The sequence below is a fragment of the Pseudomonas leptonychotis genome, from assembly GCF_004920405.1.
Taxonomy (GTDB): domain Bacteria; phylum Pseudomonadota; class Gammaproteobacteria; order Pseudomonadales; family Pseudomonadaceae; genus Aquipseudomonas; species Aquipseudomonas leptonychotis.
In genome coordinates, this window is the sequence record NZ_RFLV01000001.1 from 333,402 (window position 1) to 351,802 (window position 18,401).

Genomic DNA, 18,401 nt, shown 5'->3' on the forward strand with positions numbered 1-18,401 from the left:
CAAGCCCATCCCTGCCTGCTCCATGTACCAGCGGCTAAACTGCAAACAGTGGCCAGCTGAGAGGAGCTCAGTGTTCAAGCCCGCTGATGTTATTCAGCAACCTGTCAAACCTATGGATGAGTACATCAGGCTAAATGAATATGGGCGCACCTTGGCAACTCGACATCACCACCCTGCCAGCCGGCGAGCAACCCAACCGGCGCAAGCGCACCAGTAAGCTGAAGGTCACCTTCTGGCTTCTCGCTCTGCTGCTGTGCATCGCTGCCGGCCTACTGCTTGTCGAGGAAGTGCGCACCTCGCGCTTTCAGGCCCAGGAACTCAGCCGCTACGCGCAAACCCTCAGTTACCGGGTCAAGCCAGGCCCCAGCCCATCGATCATCTACCCCAAGGAAGGCCCCTTCGATAAGCGCCAGGGTTACACCTACCTACCCTTGATGCTGGAGCGTCTCGGTCAGCGCGACTTTATCGTGCAACAACAGGCGCAGTTCTCCCCGGCCTTACTCGACTATGCCCAACGCGGCCTGTTTATACCCTACCCGGAGAAAATCCAGAGCGGCCTGCGCATCAGCGATTGCAGCGGTACGCCCTTCTACGAATTCCGTTATCCACAGCAGCGCTACCCCAGTTTCAATACCATCCCGCCGCTGGTAGCCGGCAGCCTGCTGTTTATCGAAAACCGCAAACTGCTCGACCCCGAGCAGCCGCTGGCCAACCCGGCGGTAGACTGGCCACGCTTCGTTATGGCGGCCATTTCTCAGGTCGGCAAGCTGCTGGATATGCAGGACCAATCGGCGGGCGGCAGCACCCTGGCCACCCAATTGGAAAAATACCGCCACTCACCGGACGGTCTAACGCTTTCGGCCACAGAAAAACTACGGCAGATGCTTTCCGCCAGCGTGCGCGCTTACCAAGGCGGCCAGCAAACCCTGGCTGCGCGGGAAAATATCGTGCGCGACTACCTCAATAGCGTGCCGCTCTCGGCTGCACCCGGACACGGCGAAGTGCACGGCCTGGCCGACGGCTTACGCATCTGGTTCGGCGCGGACTTTGCCCGGGTTAATCTGTTGCTCGACCCGGCTCGCTCGCCCGAAGCCACCACTCAGGAGCGCGGCTTGGCCTTGCGTCAGGTGCTAGCTCTGATGATTGCCCAGCGCCGCCCCTCTTATTACTTGGCTCAGGGCCGCAATGACCTGGCCGAACTGACCGACAGCCATATCCGCCTGCTGGCAGGCGGTGGTTTGATCGACTTAGCGCTGCGCGATGCGGCACTAAACCAGCCACTCACTTATCGTGACTGGGCCCTGGAGCCCAACCTGCAGGTGGTGGACGGTAACAAAGGCATCAGCGTTTCGCGGGCGCGGCTGTCAGCCATGCTCAACATGCCGCTGTATGACCTTGATCGCCTCGACCTGAGCGCCACCAGCACGCTGAACAACGAGCTGCAGCAAGCCGCCAGCCACTACCTGCAGCAATTGGCCGACCCGGAATTTGCCGGGCAGCTCGGCCTGTTTGGCGAACGCCTGCTGTCGCCGGAAAAAACCGCCGACGTGCGCTACAGCTTCACCCTCTTCGAACGCACCAGTAACGGCAGCGTGGTGCGGGTGCAGACCGACAGCACCGATCAGCCGTTCGACATCAATGAAGGCAGCAAGCTGGAACTGGGCTCCACCGCCAAGCTCAGGGTGCTGGCCACTTACCTGGAAATCATCGCCGAACTGCACCAGCGGCATGCCGGGCAAAGCGCCAGTGAGTTGCGTGCCGTTAACGCTCAGGACAACTTGACTCGCTGGGCTATTAGTTACTTGCAGAGCACGCCCAACGCGAGCTTGTCGACGATGCTCGACGCCGCGTTGGAGCGCCAATACTCAGCCAACCCTGGCGAGCGGTTCTTCACCGGTGGCGGCATTCACACCTTCGCTAACTTTCGCCGCGAAGATAATCAGCGCATTGCCAGCATGCGCGTAGCCCTGCGTGAATCACTCAACCTGCCGTTTATCCGCCTAATGCGTGACCTGGTGCGTTACAGCACCTATCAGGGGCCAAGTAACAGCGCCGAACTGCTCAGTGACGATAAGGACCCGCGCCGCCTGGCTTACCTGCATGATTTTGCCGACCGAGAGGGAAAGACCTTCTTGCTGCGTTTCTGGCGCAAGTACCAAGATCAACCCGAGCAACAGCGCCTGGACACCTTTCTCAACGGCCTGCGTCACACCTCGGTGCGGCTTGCGGCCGTGCATCGCTACCTGATGCCGCATGCGGACGAAGCCATCTTCGCCGCCTTCCTGCGTAAGTACCTGCCCCAGGAAAAGCTCAGCGATAAGCGCATAACCGAGCTCTATAAACGCTACGGCCCCGGAGCCTACAGCCTGCCGGATCAGGGTTATATCGCCCGCGTCCACCCGCTTGAACTGTGGCTACTGGGCTACCTGATCGAGCAACCGCAAGCCACCTTCAGCAACGCAGTGGCCGCCAGCCAGGATGAGCGCCAGGAAGTCTACGGCTGGCTATTTCGCAGCCGTCACAAGAGCGCTCGCGACAGTCGCATTCGCATCATGCTTGAGGTGGAGGCCTTCCTCGACATTCACCGACGCTGGCAAAACCTCGGCTACCCCTTTGCCCATCTAGTGCCTTCGCTGGCCACTGCCATCGGCAGCTCCGGCGATCGTCCAGCAGCACTCGCCGAGCTGGTCGGCATTATCCAGAACGACGGTATTCGCCAACCCGCGACCCGTATCGACAGCCTGCATTTCGCCGCCGATACGCCTTACGACACCTTGGTAGTCCGCGACCATATCGTGGGCAAGCGCGTCATGGCCCCCGAGGTCGCGGCCGCCCTGCGCAGCGCCCTCGCCGACGTGGTTGAAGCTGGCACCGCGCGCCGCTTGCTCGGCAGCTTCACTCAGGCTGACGGTCAGCCCCTCAAGGTCGGCGGCAAAACGGGGACCGGTGATAACCGTATCGAAACCGTTGGCGCCGGCGGCCGGGTGCTCAGCTCGCGGGCAATGAACCGCACTGCGACCTTTGTGTTTTACCTAGGGCAACACCACTACGGCACCCTTACCGCGTTCGTCCCGGGGCGCGCTGCCGAAAACTTCCGTTTCACCTCGGCGCTACCTGTACAGGTGCTCAAGGGTATGGCGCCGATACTGCTGCCTTACCTTGAACCAGGAACGCACAGCCAATGCCTGCCACCCATACCCGCCGTCCAGACCAGCGCCTTGTAAGGTCAGAAACAACATTGCCGACAATAAAAAACGGGAGGCCATTGGCCTCCCGTTTTTTTGAACCCGGCAACTATTACTTCGCCTTGTAGATGATCCCTGGGCTGCACTGCACCATCTGGTAATGGCTAGGCAGGCCATTGAGCGCCTCCGAGGCCCCTAGAAACAAGTAACCGCCTGGTTTCAACATGGCATGAATACGCGTGAGAATGTCCTTCTTCACCTCAGCCGAGAAGTAAATCAGTACATTGCGACAGAACACCACATCGAACTTGCCCAGACTGGCGTAACTGTCGAGCAGGTTCAGCGGTCGAAACTCAATGCGGCTACGGATAGCAGGCTTGATCACCCAGCGCCCCGGCCCTTTCGGATCGAAGTAACGCTGTAAGCGTTCCTGGGAAAGTCCGCGCCCCATCGCCAAGCTGTCGTATTCACCCGACTTACAGTTAGCCAACATCGTCGGTGAAAGATCTGTGGCAACAATCTGCAAACCACCCTTGAGCTGGCCGATGTTGGTCTTCTCGAACTCCTCAATGGTCATCGACAGCGAATAAGGCTCCTGACCAGAGGAGCAAGCCGCCGACCAGATGCGCAGACGCTGGCCCGGACTGGCCTTGATAATCTCCGGCAGCACGCGGTTTTTCAACACCTCGAACGGATAAGTATCGCGAAACCACAGTGTTTCATTAGTGGTCATGGCATCGACCACCTGTTCACGCAAACCGCTGCGTGGCTGGCTCTGCATGCGCTGCACCAACTCACCCAGAGTCTTGATGCTGTTCTGGTCCATCAACTTGTTGAGTCGACTGGAAACCAGATACTGCTTGTTAGTACCAAGCAGGATGCCGCAGGTTTTTTCCAGGAAGGTCCGGAACTGCTCGAAATCCAAATTACCTGTAGACACTCGCGAGGCCTCGACGGACATATGTTTCACTGAGGGCGAAGCCCTCAGTCCCCTGCCGCAATATTGATGCGTTCAGCTACCCGTGCAGCCAGGTCATCTGGACGAAACTTGGCGAGAAAATCATCTGCGCCCACTTTCTTCACCATGGCCTGGTTAAACACGCCAGAGAGCGAAGTATGCAGGATGATGTGCAGCTTTTGCAGACGCGGATCGGCGCGGATCTCCGCCGTCAGCGTATAGCCATCCATTTCAGGCATCTCGATGTCGGAAATCAGCATGAGGAACTCTTCCTCAGGCTTACGCCCCTCCTCGACCATGGCCTTAAGATAATCCAACGCCTGACGTCCGTCGTTCAGCGCCACCACCTCGACACCAACGGTCTCCAGGCAGCGCGTGACCTGTTTGCGCGCCACAGAAGAATCATCGCAGGTCAGCACGCGCATACTCACTGCCCGTGCTTGCGTGCGGGCGTCCAATATACCTTCGGAGATGACTTCTGATGTCGGCGCCACCTCAGCGAGAATTTTCTCGACGTCGATGATTTCGACCATCTTGTCATCCAGATGGGTCACCGCTGTCAGGTAGTGATCACGTCCAGTGCCCTTGGGTGGTGGATGAATCGACTCCCAGTTCATATTGACGATGCGCTCGACCGATTGCACCAGAAAACCCTGAACCTTGGTGTTGTATTCCGTAATGATCACAAAACTGTTGTCGATATTGGCCAGCGGCGCACTACCAGTCGCCATGGACAAGTCAAGAATCGGGATAGTACCGCCACGGATATTGGCCACACCGCGCACGACAGGGCTGGATTTCGGCATGATGGTGAGCTTCGGGCATTGCAGCACCTCTTTCACCTTAAACACGTTGATGCCATACAACTGATTGCTGTTCAGACGAAACAGCAGCAACTCCAAACGATTCTGTCCAACCAACTGAGTTCGCTGGTTAACCGAATCCATCACACCGGCCATACCCAAACTCCTTATTTGAGTAACAGATTGCTGTCAGCGTAGCAGGCGGCACGCGCCTTGCTATCTAACCCATATGAACATTGAAACGACAACTAACCGACGCTCACTGGCAAAATGCCGCTACTGGCTGGCAGTTGTACCCGCTTTGCTGGCACTCGGCTATAGCGCAATGGCAACAGCCGACTTCACACGACCCGAACAACTTATCGGCGCTGGGGAAGTTTTTCTTGAGCAAACGGTGAGTGATTATTTACAGCGTAGCAACATAGCTGGCCGCCATGAGGTTCAAATCAATCGGCTCGACCCTCGCCTGCGCCTGCCATTGTGTGCACAACCACTGACCACCACTTTGGAAAGCCCTGCCGAGCCCATTGGTCGCGTGACCTTGCGCGTACGCTGCGAAGGGGATGCACCGTGGACGGTGTTCGTGCCTGGGCAAGTGCGTTTGTACCGTGAGGTGGTGATCGCCAATCGTCCGCTCAAACGCGACAATCTACTGACAGAAATGGATATCGTGCTGGCCGAACGTGATGTTGGGCTACTCAATCAGGGCTATCTAACGGCACTCCGACAGGCACTTGGCAAAAAATTGACGCGCTCGCTGCTACCCGACCAGGTTCTTGCGCCGAACCATGTTCAATTAGCCGAAGCGATACGCAAAGGTGATTATGTGGTTATCAGTGCACGCAGCGGGGGCATCAGCGTGCGTATGCCAGGCGAAGCCTTGTCGGACGGCACGCTTGGCAAGCAGATCAGCGTACGCAATCAACGCTCCAATCGCGTGATCAGGGCCCGTGTAGTCGGGCCTGGACAGGTTGAGGTGGCAATGTAGGCATGATTCTTGTTTTAACTTTGTGCACTCAGTGAGCTGACGATTACCCACACTGCGTTTAGACTGTTATCGGGCGCACATTTTTTGCCCTAAAGTTTTCCAGGGTAAGGCCGACAACCAGGCAAGCGTCCAAACACTGTTCGAGGTTTTGCATCATGGTCATCGACATCAACCGGCTCAACAATGCCGCAACGCCAGCCAACTCGGGGCGTACCGGCAGTGCACAAGCAGGTGGTCAGAATGAAGCCATCGGCAACAAACAACCTGGCAACGTACCCAGCACCGCCGCCCAGGCCCAGCAAGCCGGCAAAAGCGGTGAACCGGTGCAACTGAGCCGCGAAGCCCAACAGCTGCAAAAAGTCAGTGAAAAACTGCGCGATCAGCCTAGCGTCAATAAAGAACGTGTTGCCCAACTGAAACAGGCGATTGATGACGGCAGCTACCAAGTTGATAGCCAGCGCGTCGCCAGCAAACTGCTTAATTTCGAATCCCAGCGCTAGTCATCGGGCTACGCTGGGGTAATTGGCCGCCCAATAGACACTTCATGCCATGTGCTGAAGCGTTTGTTACCCCGAAGAGCCCGCCATGCACGACACCGCCCTGCTTGAACTGTTCAGCAACGATATCGGCACCGCCGAGAAATTGCTTGAATTGATCGACACCGAATTCAAAGCCCTCAGTGACCGTGACCTGCCTCACCTGCAGAGTATTCTCACGGAAAAACTGCCGTTGTTAGCGCAACTCGACCAGCACGGCAAGGAACGCAGCCAGCTGCTCACCGGCCTCAGCCTCAGCGCCGACCGCGCCGGCTTGCAAGCACTTGCAGCACAATCCAGTCACGGCGAACTGTTGCTTGAGCGTGGCGATCAGCTCAATGCTCTATTAGAACGCTGCCAGGCAGCCAACCTGCGCAACGGTCGATTAATCCGCTCCAGCCAGGCCTCAGCCAACAGTATGCTCGGCATTCTGCGCGGCAATGACACACCCAGCCTCTATGACAGCCGCGGCAGTGCCGCTAGAATCGGCCACCAGCGCCCGCTCAGCCAGGCCTAAACCTTTAAAAGGCACAGGGGACATACTGTCATATAGCCAGTATGCTAGTGCCATTGCATTTGCTCGGAGAGTTACGGACTGTGTCCAGCCCCTTTAGCCAGGAAGATGGCCCGCAACCCCCCAAGGTGCTTAAGGCACCCCTGGAAATAGTTGCCAACCTGCGCCAACTGCAACAAGACCACGACCCACTGATCATCACCTTCCACGAACGCAATCAGCGCTTCCAGAGTTACGTGATCGAGGCTGATCGCGATAAAAACCTGTTGATTCTCGATGAGCTGATGCCGAGCGACGGCGAACGCTACCTGATCAGTGGCGAAACCTTCAGTGTCGAAGCCTTCCACGATGGTGTTCGGGTCGCCTGGAAATGTGAGCAGAACGTGCGCATTGCCGAGCATCAAGGTGCGCGCTGCTACTTCAGTCCGATGCCGACCGAGGTGCTGTATCACCAGCGCCGCAGTGCTTATCGCGCACCACTTAAGCAAGCCGAATTAATCAAGATTGAACTCGCGGGCAACAAGCTACGCACGGCTTTACCGGGGCAGTTGCTGGATATCTCTGCCACCGGTTGCAAGTTACGATTTCCTGGCGACATCAGCAGCAGCCTGCAAGCCGGCCAAGTCCATGAAAGCTTTTCAGCACGGTTTCCATTTGGCGTCATGACTACGCCCGTTGAAATACGCCATGTGCAATACGAAGATAAGGTTGACACTACCTTTGTAGGCGCGCGCTTTCATCGTATCAGCGGCCAGGAGCAACGCCAGGTCGAGCGCTTCGTCTTTCAATTACAGCGCGAGGCGCGAGCAGATGGCGACGGTCTTTTCTAGCAAGCGCTGTGATATAGCCGGCTAAATTTGGATATTCAGTTCAGCCAACCGCGGCAAGTCCTCAGGTCGGTCTACATCCCATAGCATGGGCAGCAGCGCCGGGGGCCAACCCAGCTGCTGTAAGCGCTTCAGTGTGATATTGAAAACTCGCTCAGTCCCCCATGGCATATCACTGAACAAAGTGGCATCCATACGGCGCAACCCCAACAGCACATAACCGCCATCTTCTGCCGGGCCGATCACCACCGTTTGTTCTTGCAGCGCTTTACACGCCGCCTGCAGATAGTCGCCATCTATCGCAGGGCAGTCATTGCCGATCAGAATTACGGCATCGCTTTCTGCCAATCCCAGGGTCGCAATACGACGCATACGCTCACCCAGATCACCAGCCGGCTGTTCGACCAGCGTCCAGCCAAGACGCTGCGCTAACGCCTGTAGGTCTGCACTGGGCAAATCGTCCAACCATAAAAACCGCTCACTGAAGCCATGCGCAGGTAACTGCAAAGCACGCTCCAGCAACAGCTGCTGTAAATCACAGGCCCCCTGAGGCCCCAGCGCTGGAATCAGGCGCGTTTTCACCTGCCCTGCCACGGGGGCACGTGCAAGCATGTGCAGTGAGATCGAAAGATTCATAGCAACGACCCTCGACGGTACTGGCGAGCCAGTTTTTCTGGACTCACACCGCAGTAATAAGCCAAACGCAGACACCACATCAGCACCACGGTACGCCAGATACCTTTTTCCTCCCAGCGCCGACTGGAGGTCGACAGTGGTGGGCGCAGGCAACGCGGGCGAGCCTGCACCCTCAAGCGCCGACACAGCTGTAAATCCTCCATCAGCGGAATCGACGCATAACCACCTAAGGCGTCAAACCCCTGCCGGGTAACAAATATCCCCTGATCACCCGAAGCGATGCCGGTAAGCCGAGAACGCAGGTTGATCATCCAACCAATCACCCGAAACGCCAGCCCTCCCCCGGACAAACGCACATCAAAACGCCCCCACAGCGGACGCTCACCAAGCACACTCTGCAAGCGACTAAGCGACTCGGCACTGACCCGCGTATCGGCATGCACGAACCATAGGTATTCGCCACGGGCTACCGCCGCACCGGCGTTCATCTGCAGCGCGCGGCCTGGGGCGGACCTAAGCAGTTGGTCCACTCGCCCTAATGCCAACTCGCAGGTGCCGTCACTGCTACCGCCGTCGACCACAATCAGCTCCGCTCCGGCAGCACGCAAAGCAGACAAATCGTCCAGCAAGCGCGGTAACACCTGCGCTTCATTACGCACGGGGATTATCACGCTGAGCTGCGGCATCACATGCGCATCTCTTGCTGGGCGGATGACTCAGTTGCAGACTCAACGCCCGCGTCCGGCGCAGGGCTGTTGTCATGCATCTGCTCATGCACCACCTGCTCATCCACACGCGGATCGAGTGCTGCTGTCAGCGGCGAACTGGTGGTGCTATCGGGCATCGGAATATGGTGCAGCGGCGCATCATCCACCTGGTGCAGGTGGGTCACGCGCTCAGGCCGTACGCGTATCACCAAGATCAAAGAGCCCACACAGACGAAGGCGTAAAGCATATTTGCGCCTAAGAAGCGCATCAATACCCCCGCCAACAGCGGGCCAATACAGGCGCCCACGCCAAAAGTCACCAGCAGCATGGCGGTCAACGAAACCCTGCGCTCAGCCTCAACATGGTCATTAGCCAGCGCCACCGCCAATGGATACAGGCTGAACTGCAGCGCAGACACCAGAAAGCCAACCACAAACAACAGCGGCAGAGTGGCCTGCGGCAAGATCGCCAGTGGCAAAGCTGCCAACGCCAGCAGAGCGGCGCAACCACGAATCAAACGTACCCGATCATGACGATCAGACAGCCAGCCCAGCGGCCACTGCACCACCAGACCAGCAATGATGCAGCACCCCATAAACAGGCCGATCTGCTCAGTGGACAGCCCCATCCGCGTGCCATACAGCGGCGCCAGACCGTAGAACGAGCCGATCAATAACCCCGCGACCACGATAGTGGTTAATGACAGTGGCACGCGGTCGAGAAAAAAGCGCATGTCCAAGGGTGCTGGGTGCAGAGGCTCAGGGTGTAACTTACGGGTCAATGCCACAGGCACTAAACACAGCGCAAAACACAGCGCCACCAGCATCAGCAGCTCAAGGCTGAGCGCCGGATGCACGACCAGCACGAGCTGCCCCAAGATCAAGCCTAAGTAGGAAGCCCCCATATAGCCGGCAAATACCTGCCCACGCTGGCTGGTTTCGGCCTGCTCGTTGAGCCAGCTCTCGATCACCATGTACTGGCACATCATGCCCAAACCCACCAACACCCTCAGTAACAACCAACTGGGTAGCCAATCGCTCAGGCCATGCCCCAGCACGGCAGCGGTCACCACACCGGCACAAGCGACATAAGCCCGGATATGGCCGACGCGGGCAATCAATCGATGCCCCAGTTTGCCGCCCAGCACCAGCCCCAGATAATTAGCCGCCATCAGCGCACCGACCCAAAGACCATCGGCCGTTTCCGCCAGACGCAATGCGAGGTAGGTACTCAATAAACCTGAGCCCAAGAGCATCAACAAGGTGGCGAAATACAGCGAACTGAATGATTTAAGGATCACAGACATGGGACGGCACATGGCTCCATAGAGAGCCGCCAAAACTATGCTCGGCGGCCAGGCGTTAGATTCTGTTTACGATCTCGCGAGCTCGAGCCCGGCAAGGCACTACGTTAGTAACAGCCTAGGGCTGGCCCCGCAAAACCAGCTTGCAGTAGATCGTAGACAGGTTCTCAGGCGTGGGCCGCCAGCACACGGCGCTCCCACGGAGTAATTTCATCAAAGAAGCTGGTGAGCTCCATGGTCTTGCTGGCGATGTAGCCTTCGATAAACTCTTTACCGAACAGTTCCAACGCCAGATCACTGCGCTTGAGACGCTCAATCGCGGCGTGCATGGTACAGGGTAGCGCCAATTCATCGGGTACTTCGAACTCGCCCTGAATCGGCGCACTGGGCTGCAACCGCTGCTCCATCCCGTACAAGCCCGCTGCCAGACTTGCCGCCAGCGCCAAATACGGGTTGGCATCAGCGCCTGGCAAGCGGTTCTCGACCCGCCGCGCCACTGGGGCACTGGCCGGAATACGCAACCCCGCTGCGCGATTATCCTCAGACCAGCAGGCGTTGTTCGGCGACGCGTAAGGATGGCAAAGGCGCTGATAAGAGTTCACATGCGGAGCAAACAACAACGTGAAGTCGGCCATGGCCGCTTGCTGCCCTGCAATAAACTGATAAAACGCCGGCGTTGCCTGGCCATCGGCCGCGCTGAAAATATTCTGCCCACTGCCTTGTTCCACCACACTCTGATGAACATGCATGGAGCTGCCCGGTGTGTGTGCCAGTGGCTTGGCCATGCACACCACACTCAGCCCATGCTTGAGCGCCACTTCCTTGAGCAGGTGTTTGAACAGAAAGGTCTGGTCGGCCAACAGCAACGGATCGCCATGCAACAGGTTGATCTCGAACTGACTGACGCCCATCTCGTGCATAAAGGTATCGCGCGGCAAACCCAGCGCCGCCATGCACTGATAAACCTCACGGAAGAACGGACGCAGGCCGTTGTTGGAACTCACGCTAAAGGCCGAGCCGCCGTCCTCACGACGACCATCGAGCCCCTGCGGTGGCTGGAATGCTCTTTGCGGATCGGTGTTGGGCGCAAACACAAAGAACTCCAGCTCGGTCGCCACCACCGGCTGCCACCCGTGCGCTGCATAGCGTGCAATTACCTGCTTGAGTAAACCGCGGGTCGACAACCCAGAGCTGCGGCCATCCAGCTCATCGGCATCACAGATAGCCAGCGCTCGTGGCGTATCCGCCCAAGGCAAACGGTGAATCTGAGTGGGCTCGGCATTCAACGCCAAGTCACCGTCATCGCTGCCGTAAAAACGCGCGGCCGGGTAGCCGCCCATCATGCATTGCAGCAACCCCCCCCGCGCCAACTGCAACCGCCGCCCCTCGAGAAACCCCTCAGCGGTCATCACCTTGCCGCGCGGCACCCCATTCAAATCTGGAGTCACGCATTCGATTTCATCAACACCACGCAGCAGTTCAGCCAGGGCGGTGCGGTCGAGGGTGTTCATTTGCTGTTGTCCTTATTTGCGCAAAATAACCGTAGTTGAACGGCTGAAGCGTACAAAATACGCATCAGCCGTTCGAAATATCAAGCAGAGCTATCCAAGTGATCAAAAAAGCCCACAACATATGGGCATACACATCAACTTAATCGATATATATAGAAAGACAGAAAACCTCGAGGAAACTACGCTTTTTTCTAATTTAAAAAATACTAGTTAACTGATTTACATAGAAAAAAATCAACTATCAACGGCATCGATGATTACCATGCCCAGCCTGCACTTCTTCATCAATTTTTCGTAAGTAATATGGACCCGTACTCACTGACGACCCGCCCTTACGAGGAGCCTGAACATGAAAAAGCAAATTCTCACCGCCCTGATCCTGACCAGCCTGTCCGCCAGCGCTTTCGCGTTACCGCAGAACAACCCGCAACCATTACTCGGCGAAATGCTGGATAGCAGCGTACACACCCAGCTGGGCTTGGGTCGCAACCTGCAAACAGAAGGCGGGGCTGATCGCCTGCAAGAACGCTTACGCATCGCAGAAGATGGGGCCGAGCGCACGCCGGGCATACGCGTAGCGGCAGACGGAGCCGACCGCACAGGTCTGAACCGCGTTGCCGAAGGGGGCGCGGAGCGCACACCCGGCATGCGCACCAGCTAACACCACCCCCGCTTTACCTCTCGCATAAGGCACCCTTGGGGTGCTTTATGCGTTTAAGGCCGCCTCCAACTGCGCAAGCCGCTGCTCCAGCTCCGCCACTCGCGCTTCCAGCGCATCAACTCGGCTGTCTTGTTGCGCATTACTCGACGGCCGGTTTGGCTCACTGGCTTTGGCCTCCAGCGCCGCCTGTAAATCGGCGGGATCACCCAGCACGTGCATGTAGCGATCCTCACGTTGCCCGGTCTGACGCGGCAGCAGGCACGCCAGTTCACGGCTGATCAGTCGCTCAAGATTGTGCTGCACCTGCTCGGCATCCTCGAACGCATGCATGCGACTGCTGCGCGTGAGTAACTCATTAACCGTTTGCGGCCCACGCAGCAGTAACAAACCCAGCAGTACAACCTGCGCGACCACCAGCTCCAGGCCTTTATCGGCGCGGTGCTCCCAACGGTCCGCGCGGCTGCCCATAACTAATCGGGCCAACTCGCGCCCTTCGAGGCTGCGCAAAGCCTGCCCGACCTGGCCTGCAGTCAGGTTCATCACCGGCTCGCGGCTGGTTTTCTGGTTGCATGCCAGCACCAACGCGTTGAGGGTCAATGGATAGGCTTCCGGGGTGGTCAGTTGCTTCTCAATCAGGCAGCCCAGCACCCGCGCTTCGGCTGCCGTCAGGGGCTCAAGAGCCACGTCACTCACACCTTCATTGGACATAACGACCTCACTGTCTTGGAGAGACCTAGCCTAGCCCGACCGGCTGTAGGTTGATAGCCACAGCCATTGTGGCCATGGCGCTGCAGGTAAATAGCGGGCGCTGTGCTAAAGTCGCGCGCTATTTTTCAGCGTGGCCTTGTTTCATCCCCCGCGAAAAGCCTCATAACGCGCAACGCAGCCATGCATCCAGCCCCCCGGCGCTCCAAGCCCGGCGAGCAATAGGAAGAGATCGCAGGCCTGCCCGCCAAGTAGAGATGCATGCCATGACCACTGCCCAACACCCCCTTCTACAACTGCTCAACCGCACCAGCCTGGTGCTGCAAATTGCCATCGGCTTGGTTGCCGGCATTGCCCTGGCGCTGCTCCTGCCTGAAGCCGCGGCAAGTGTCAGCTTCCTCGGTACGGTGTTTGTCTCGGCGCTGAAAGCCGTAGCTCCGGTGCTGGTATTCGTACTGGTGGCGGCGTCGATTGCCAACCATCAACAAGGCCAGCAAACCCACATCAAGCCCATCCTGTTGCTGTACTTAGTCGGCACCTTTGGCGCCGCGCTGATTGCCGTGGCCGCCAGCTTTGCCTTCCCGTCCAGCCTGACACTGGTGAGCAACAGCGCCGAGCTGTCGCCCCCTGGCGGCATCAGCGAAGTACTGAAAACCCTGCTGCTGAATGTGGTGGATAACCCGATCAACGCGCTGCTCAAGGGCAACTTTATCGGCATCCTGGCTTGGGCCATCGCCCTGGGCTTTGCCTTGCGCCATGCCAGCCCTAGCAGCAAGCAGATGCTCGCGGACCTTTCCAACGCGGTCACCAGCATCGTCAAGCTGGTGATTCGCCTGGCGCCCTTGGGGGTCTTCGGTCTGGTGGCGGCCACCTTGGCTGAGTCGGGCATGTCCGCCCTGCTCGACTACCTGCATTTGCTGCTGGTACTGGTGGGTTGCATGCTATTTGTCGCATTGGTGAGTAACCCGGCGATTGTCTACTTCAAGACCCGCCGCAACCCCTACCCATTGGTGCTGACCTGCCTGCGCGAAAGCGGCCTGACCGCGTTCTTTACCCGCAGCTCGGCCGCCAACATCCCGGTCAACCTACAGCTCTGCCAGCGCCTGGGCCTGCATGAGGAAACCTACTCGGTGTCGATCCCGCTGGGCGCGACCATCAACATGGCCGGCGCGGCGATCACCATCACCGTGCTGACCCTGGCCGCCGTGCACACGCTGGGCATCGCCGTCGACTTGCCGACAGCCTTGCTACTCAGCCTGCTTGCCTCCATCAGCGCCTGTGGCGCATCGGGAGTTGCCGGTGGCTCGCTGCTGCTGATCCCCCTGGCCTGCAGCCTGTTTGGCATCCCCAATGACGTGGCCATGCAGGTGGTGGCTGTCGGTTTTATCATCGGCATCGTGCAGGACTCAGCGGAAACCGCACTGAACTCCTCCACCGACGTGCTATTCACCGCAGCCGCCTGCATTGCTGAAGAGCAACGCGGCTAACCCCCAGCCCCACAGCGCGCCAGACGATGCTCGTTAGTCGTCTGGCGTTTGAATAGCCGCCTGATTCCGGTAGGCTTTGCCCCGTATTTATTTATCCCCCTTCTTTAAATGGAGTAATCCCATGGCCCGCGCCACTGCCCGTCACATCCTGGTTGCCAGCGAAGACAAGTGCAATGAACTGAAAACCGCTATCGAAGGCGGTGCCGACTTCGCCCAAGTCGCCAAAGACAACTCCAGCTGCCCGTCCAGCCGCAGCGGCGGTGATCTCGGCTCGTTCGGCCCAGGTCAAATGGTCAAAGAATTTGACGCCGTGGTGTTCAGCGCACCGGTCAACGTGGTGCAGGGCCCGGTGAAGACCCAGTTCGGTTATCACCTGCTGGAAGTGACCAGCCGCCAGGATTAATCCTGCTTGCTCGCTGGGCCGCCCAGGCCCAGCGTCTTCGTGTAGCACCTCGCATGCACGACACCTGACCAACAACCGCAAGCCGCAGGCAATAGCCAGGTATACTCGCCGGCCTTTTGTTCTCGCACCCGCGGATCTCGCCATGACTCAGACACCAGCACCCACACTCGCCGTTCAGCCTGTCGACAGCGCTGCGCCGGCCAGTGACGAGGCCGCCACCGTCAACGCACCTAAAGCCACTGGCTTTTCCTCACTGTTCAGCGCCGCCAAGGCTGCCTCCGGCAAACTGGACGATCAACCTTGGCATCAGAAGGGCAATAAATCTGCCCATGAAAAGAAGATTGGCCCTGCGCCTAACGGCACGCGCCGCTCCATGGGCAAGCGCTAATACTCAGGCCAGTCGCGCGCGCAGCCTGCCAAACAGCCAACCACCGCAAAAATTCAGCAGCAGCCCGAGCATCACCAGCAGCGCCCCCACCAGCTGCAGGGTGCTCAAGCGCTCATCGAGCAACAGCGCCGATGACGTCAGCCCGACGACCGGCACCAGCAACGAAAACGGTGCCACCTGGCTGGCCGGATAACGCGACAGCAAGCGACTCCACAGCCCATAGCCGAGGATCGTTGCGCCGAACGCCAGGTAGGCCAACACCAGCAGCGTATCCAGACTGATCCCGCGTAACGCCGACGCCATCACCTCGGGCCCCTCCAGCAGCCAGGACAACGCAAAGAATGGCAGCGGTGGCACCAGACTGCCCCACACCACCAACCCCACCAGGTTCACCTTACCCAGTTTGCGCGTAACGATATTGCCCAGCGCCCACATAGCGGCCGCGCACAGCGTCAAAACAAAACCGGCCAGCGTCATCAGGCCATTACCCTGCGCGCCAATCAGCAACAAACCGCCAGCGGCCACCAACAGCCCGAATAAGTTGACCAACCGAAAGCGCTCGCCCAGCAACAGCACTGCAAACAATAGGGTAAACAGCGCCTGCGATTGCAGCACCAGTGAGGCCAAGCCAGCAGGCATACCAACCGACATCGCGGAAAATAGAAAGGCGAACTGCCCCAGCGAAATAGTCAGCCCATAAGCCAGCAGCCAGCGCAGCGGAATCTGCGGGCGCTTGATAAACAGCACGGCGGGAAAGGCCGCCAGGAGAAAGCGCAACGCGCCCAACAGCATCGGCGGCATGTCATCCAAACCGATCTTGATCACCACAAAATTCATGCCCCAGACGATGATCACCACCAGGGCCAGTAGTAAATCTTTGGGCAGCATGGTCGCACCTCTTAAACGGGCAAACGTTTATTAAAGCCGCCAGCAGCTACGCCCAGCCCATACAGTAACTTGGCAAATCGACCGTACAGCCACCCATGACAAGCCCCAACAACCCTAAGTACGTGCCTGATTTAAGCTACAAAGGTGCCGCAAACGCCCCGAAGCGCTAGAATCGCCCCCCTGACCGACCTATCAACCTGCAACGACGAGATAAGCCATGGGCGCCCAGTGGAAAGCCAAACCTAGAGAAGCCGCCGCCAATGCCAGGGGTAAGATTTTCGGCCGCCTGGTCAAGGAAATCATGATCGCCGCCCGTAACGGCGCCGAACCGGACCTCAACCCCAAGCTGCGCCTGGCCATCCACCAGGCGAAAAAAGCCTCGATGCCCAAGGAAACCCTCGACCGCGCAATCAAGAAAGGCGCAGGTCTGCTGGGCGATACCGTGACTTTCCACTCCGCCACCTATGAAGGCTTCGCCCCGCATCAGGTGCCGGTGATCATCGAGTGCCTGACCGACAACATCAACCGCACCGTGGCCGAAGTCCGCGTGCTGTTCCGCAAAGGCCAGATGGGCGCTTCCGGCTCGGTAACCTGGGATTTCGATCACGTCGGCATGATTGAGGCCAGCACTGAGAATGATGCCGACCCGGAAATGGCCGCGATTGAAGCCGGCGCCCAGGATTTCGAGCCAGCTGAAGATGGCAACACCCTGTTTATCACCGAACCAACCGACCTCGATGCCGTGTGCCGCGCGCTGCCGGAACAGGGTTTCAGCGTCAACTCGGCGAAGATCGGCTATATCCCGAAAAATCCGGTGAGCAGCCTTACGGCAGAACAGCTGGAAGAAGTCGAAGCCTTCCTCGAAGCCCTCGACGCGCACGATGACGTGCAGAACGTCTATGTCGGGCTTTCCGGCTAAATAAAGGCTGACCAGGCCCGCCGCGCAGGATGCGCCGCGGGCCCACGAGCGGCACATATTAATGTGCGCAGTTCGTCGTACAGGCAGATTGACCGCTCCCCGCACCTTACAAAGCGGGTAGAATCGCCGCCCGCCGCGCCACCAGCGCCCAGCGTGTACACAAGGACGTTGTCACACAGGAGTTTTACCGTGCACAAGTTTCTGATTTTGGCCACCTGCCTGTTACTCGGCGCATGCACCAGTAACCCGCAGAAGACCTATGAGAATGAGGTCAAGGCAAGTAACACCCCGATGGCAAAAAGCACCCTAGAAGCCATTCACAACACCCAGGCCATCCCGCTGCCACTCAACCCTGGCTTGCTTGCCCCACAATGGCCGATCAGTGCCGATGAGCCACGCCTGGATTTCGGCAGTTCGATCTCCAACTACCGGATCTTTTCCCTGCAGTTGAAAAAAGGCGAGCGCTACACCCTTAATGTACATTCCTTGTGCAACAAGCCGTGCATGGGCGTCAGCAAATACGCTCTGAAGCCGCGCGCCATGCTGCTGGATGCTTACGGTGCGGTAATCGCCGACAAGCCCTCACATGCCGATGCAGTGGTCGGGCAGATCAGCCTGAGCTGGGATGGTGAAGCCGCCGAAGATGGCACCTACTACCTGCTGGTAGCCGCCGATAACGACGATCTCGGGCAGACCATCGTGATCGACGATGTATGGGTCAACAACTCGCCGCTGATGGCGGTCAAGGTTGATATGCACAGCTCGCCCTTCGGCAAGATCAGCGCATTTTCCAGCACCAAGAAAAACTGAATCTAACCACCGGCGAGCCGCAATGGCTCGCCTTAGTGACACCCCCAGCAAAATATTCATCCCGCCCGTTTCGCACCCACTTATTGATCCACAGCAAGGTGCTCATCTCATAGCGCTTTAGCCTATATCGATGTCTTTTCGAGGCTTGCCCTCTAACTGCTATCGCCGAGG

Annotated in this window: 19 protein-coding genes; 11 read left to right on the forward strand and 8 right to left on the reverse strand. The window is 58.4% G+C overall.

Annotated features, from left to right (window positions below):
• Nucleotides 1–140: 140 nt before the first annotated feature.
• Complete coding sequence (locus tag D8779_RS01495) at nucleotides 141–3,224, forward strand: transglycosylase domain-containing protein (RefSeq protein WP_136662707.1); 3,084 nt, start codon at nucleotides 141–143, stop codon at nucleotides 3,222–3,224.
• 73 nt (nucleotides 3,225–3,297) lie between these two features.
• On the opposite strand, the gene cheR is transcribed toward D8779_RS01495, so the two are convergent.
• Together cheR and D8779_RS01505 are read right to left on the reverse strand one after the other, a co-directional pair.
• Nucleotides 3,298–4,125, reverse strand: coding sequence for a protein-glutamate O-methyltransferase CheR (gene cheR / locus D8779_RS01500; protein WP_136662708.1), 828 nt, complete (start codon nucleotides 4,123–4,125; stop codon nucleotides 3,298–3,300).
• Nucleotides 4,126–4,169: 44 nt separating this feature from the next.
• Nucleotides 4,170–5,102, reverse strand: coding sequence for a chemotaxis protein CheV (locus D8779_RS01505; RefSeq protein WP_136662709.1), 933 nt, complete (start codon nucleotides 5,100–5,102; stop codon nucleotides 4,170–4,172).
• A 73-nt stretch (nucleotides 5,103–5,175) separates the two neighbouring features.
• Between D8779_RS01505 and flgA the strand changes: the two genes are divergently transcribed.
• The 4 genes from flgA to D8779_RS01525 all read left to right on the forward strand — a co-directional run bounded on the left by flgA (nucleotide 5,176) and on the right by D8779_RS01525 (nucleotide 7,814).
• Nucleotides 5,176–5,934: a flagellar basal body P-ring formation chaperone FlgA gene (flgA, locus tag D8779_RS01510; RefSeq protein WP_136662710.1), complete on the forward strand. Its 759-nt coding sequence runs from the start codon at nucleotides 5,176–5,178 to the stop codon at nucleotides 5,932–5,934.
• A 155-nt stretch (nucleotides 5,935–6,089) separates the two neighbouring features.
• Complete coding sequence (gene flgM / locus D8779_RS01515; protein ID WP_136662711.1) at nucleotides 6,090–6,434, forward strand: flagellar biosynthesis anti-sigma factor FlgM; 345 nt, start codon at nucleotides 6,090–6,092, stop codon at nucleotides 6,432–6,434.
• An 85-nt stretch (nucleotides 6,435–6,519) separates the two neighbouring features.
• Nucleotides 6,520–6,987 (forward strand): flagella synthesis protein FlgN, encoded by a 468-nt coding sequence (locus D8779_RS01520; protein WP_136662712.1) that lies wholly within the window; start codon nucleotides 6,520–6,522, stop codon nucleotides 6,985–6,987.
• A gap of 80 nt (nucleotides 6,988–7,067) precedes the next feature.
• A complete protein-coding gene (locus D8779_RS01525; protein ID WP_136662713.1) occupies nucleotides 7,068–7,814 on the forward strand; it encodes a flagellar brake protein in 747 nt (248 codons plus the stop codon).
• 21 nt (nucleotides 7,815–7,835) lie between these two features.
• Here D8779_RS01525 and D8779_RS01530 read toward each other — a convergent pair whose 3' ends face one another.
• The 4 genes from D8779_RS01530 to D8779_RS01545 all read right to left on the reverse strand — a co-directional run bounded on the left by D8779_RS01530 (nucleotide 7,836) and on the right by D8779_RS01545 (nucleotide 11,867).
• On the reverse strand, nucleotides 7,836–8,447 hold the full coding sequence (locus D8779_RS01530; RefSeq protein ID WP_136662714.1) for a TIGR04282 family arsenosugar biosynthesis glycosyltransferase: 612 nt from the start codon (nucleotides 8,445–8,447) through the stop codon (nucleotides 7,836–7,838).
• Nucleotides 8,444–9,133: a TIGR04283 family arsenosugar biosynthesis glycosyltransferase gene (locus D8779_RS01535; RefSeq protein ID WP_136662715.1), complete on the reverse strand. Its 690-nt coding sequence runs from the start codon at nucleotides 9,131–9,133 to the stop codon at nucleotides 8,444–8,446. Before D8779_RS01535 ends, D8779_RS01530 begins: the two co-directional genes overlap by 4 nt.
• Nucleotides 9,133–10,461, reverse strand: coding sequence for an MFS transporter (locus D8779_RS01540; protein WP_136662716.1), 1,329 nt, complete (start codon nucleotides 10,459–10,461; stop codon nucleotides 9,133–9,135). Before D8779_RS01540 ends, D8779_RS01535 begins: the two co-directional genes overlap by 1 nt.
• A 164-nt stretch (nucleotides 10,462–10,625) precedes the next feature.
• Nucleotides 10,626–11,867 (reverse strand): glutamine synthetase family protein, encoded by a 1,242-nt coding sequence (locus D8779_RS01545; protein WP_167492556.1) that lies wholly within the window; start codon nucleotides 11,865–11,867, stop codon nucleotides 10,626–10,628.
• Between the two features lie 451 nt (nucleotides 11,868–12,318).
• Here D8779_RS01545 and D8779_RS01550 point away from each other — a divergent pair, with 451 nt between their 5' ends.
• Nucleotides 12,319–12,630, forward strand: coding sequence for a phage infection protein (locus tag D8779_RS01550; RefSeq protein WP_136662718.1), 312 nt, complete (start codon nucleotides 12,319–12,321; stop codon nucleotides 12,628–12,630).
• Between the two features lie 45 nt (nucleotides 12,631–12,675).
• On the opposite strand, the gene D8779_RS01555 is transcribed toward D8779_RS01550, so the two are convergent.
• Nucleotides 12,676–13,338 (reverse strand): YceH family protein, encoded by a 663-nt coding sequence (locus tag D8779_RS01555; protein ID WP_136662719.1) that lies wholly within the window; start codon nucleotides 13,336–13,338, stop codon nucleotides 12,676–12,678.
• Nucleotides 13,339–13,601: 263 nt separating this feature from the next.
• Between D8779_RS01555 and sstT the strand changes: the two genes are divergently transcribed.
• The 3 genes from sstT to D8779_RS01570 all read left to right on the forward strand — a co-directional run bounded on the left by sstT (nucleotide 13,602) and on the right by D8779_RS01570 (nucleotide 15,613).
• On the forward strand, nucleotides 13,602–14,822 hold the full coding sequence (gene sstT, locus D8779_RS01560) for a serine/threonine transporter SstT (protein ID WP_136662720.1): 1,221 nt from the start codon (nucleotides 13,602–13,604) through the stop codon (nucleotides 14,820–14,822).
• 121 nt (nucleotides 14,823–14,943) lie between these two features.
• Nucleotides 14,944–15,225, forward strand: a complete 282-nt coding sequence (locus D8779_RS01565; protein WP_136662721.1) for a peptidylprolyl isomerase — start codon at nucleotides 14,944–14,946, stop codon at nucleotides 15,223–15,225.
• A gap of 142 nt (nucleotides 15,226–15,367) precedes the next feature.
• The gene (locus tag D8779_RS01570) at nucleotides 15,368–15,613 is read left to right on the forward strand and encodes a hypothetical protein (protein ID WP_136662722.1); all 246 of its coding nucleotides are present in this window, start codon (nucleotides 15,368–15,370) and stop codon (nucleotides 15,611–15,613) included.
• A gap of 3 nt (nucleotides 15,614–15,616) precedes the next feature.
• Here the strand turns inward: D8779_RS01570 and D8779_RS01575 are convergent, their stop codons facing one another.
• On the reverse strand, nucleotides 15,617–16,501 hold the full coding sequence (locus D8779_RS01575; protein ID WP_136662723.1) for an EamA family transporter: 885 nt from the start codon (nucleotides 16,499–16,501) through the stop codon (nucleotides 15,617–15,619).
• A 217-nt stretch (nucleotides 16,502–16,718) separates the two neighbouring features.
• On the opposite strand from D8779_RS01575, the gene D8779_RS01580 reads away from it, so the two are divergent.
• On the forward strand, nucleotides 16,719–17,420 hold the full coding sequence (locus D8779_RS01580) for a YebC/PmpR family DNA-binding transcriptional regulator (protein WP_136662724.1): 702 nt from the start codon (nucleotides 16,719–16,721) through the stop codon (nucleotides 17,418–17,420).
• A 189-nt stretch (nucleotides 17,421–17,609) separates the two neighbouring features.
• A complete protein-coding gene (locus tag D8779_RS01585; protein WP_240789662.1) occupies nucleotides 17,610–18,230 on the forward strand; it encodes a hypothetical protein in 621 nt (206 codons plus the stop codon).
• Nucleotides 18,231–18,401: the final 171 nt, after the last annotated feature.

Coding starts and splice junctions, on each gene's coding strand:
- D8779_RS01505 (WP_136662709.1), bottom strand. CDS start 5,102: ATGGCCGGTGTGATGGATTCGGTTAACCAGCGAACTCAGTTGGTTGGA.
- D8779_RS01580 (WP_136662724.1), top strand. CDS start 16,719: ATGGGCGCCCAGTGGAAAGCCAAACCTAGAGAAGCCGCCGCCAATGCC.
- sstT (WP_136662720.1), top strand. CDS start 13,602: ATGACCACTGCCCAACACCCCCTTCTACAACTGCTCAACCGCACCAGC.
- D8779_RS01575 (WP_136662723.1), bottom strand. CDS start 16,501: ATGCTGCCCAAAGATTTACTACTGGCCCTGGTGGTGATCATCGTCTGG.
- D8779_RS01555 (WP_136662719.1), bottom strand. CDS start 13,338: ATGTCCAATGAAGGTGTGAGTGACGTGGCTCTTGAGCCCCTGACGGCA.
- D8779_RS01540 (WP_136662716.1), bottom strand. CDS start 10,461: ATGTCTGTGATCCTTAAATCATTCAGTTCGCTGTATTTCGCCACCTTG.
- D8779_RS01535 (WP_136662715.1), bottom strand. CDS start 9,133: ATGCCGCAGCTCAGCGTGATAATCCCCGTGCGTAATGAAGCGCAGGTG.
- flgA (WP_136662710.1), top strand. CDS start 5,176: ATGAACATTGAAACGACAACTAACCGACGCTCACTGGCAAAATGCCGC.
- D8779_RS01550 (WP_136662718.1), top strand. CDS start 12,319: ATGAAAAAGCAAATTCTCACCGCCCTGATCCTGACCAGCCTGTCCGCC.
- D8779_RS01570 (WP_136662722.1), top strand. CDS start 15,368: ATGACTCAGACACCAGCACCCACACTCGCCGTTCAGCCTGTCGACAGC.
- D8779_RS01530 (WP_136662714.1), bottom strand. CDS start 8,447: ATGAATCTTTCGATCTCACTGCACATGCTTGCACGTGCCCCCGTGGCA.
- D8779_RS01520 (WP_136662712.1), top strand. CDS start 6,520: ATGCACGACACCGCCCTGCTTGAACTGTTCAGCAACGATATCGGCACC.
- D8779_RS01545 (WP_167492556.1), bottom strand. CDS start 11,867: ATGACCGCTGAGGGGTTTCTCGAGGGGCGGCGGTTGCAGTTGGCGCGG.
- D8779_RS01565 (WP_136662721.1), top strand. CDS start 14,944: ATGGCCCGCGCCACTGCCCGTCACATCCTGGTTGCCAGCGAAGACAAG.
- D8779_RS01495 (WP_136662707.1), top strand. CDS start 141: ATGGGCGCACCTTGGCAACTCGACATCACCACCCTGCCAGCCGGCGAG.
- flgM (WP_136662711.1), top strand. CDS start 6,090: ATGGTCATCGACATCAACCGGCTCAACAATGCCGCAACGCCAGCCAAC.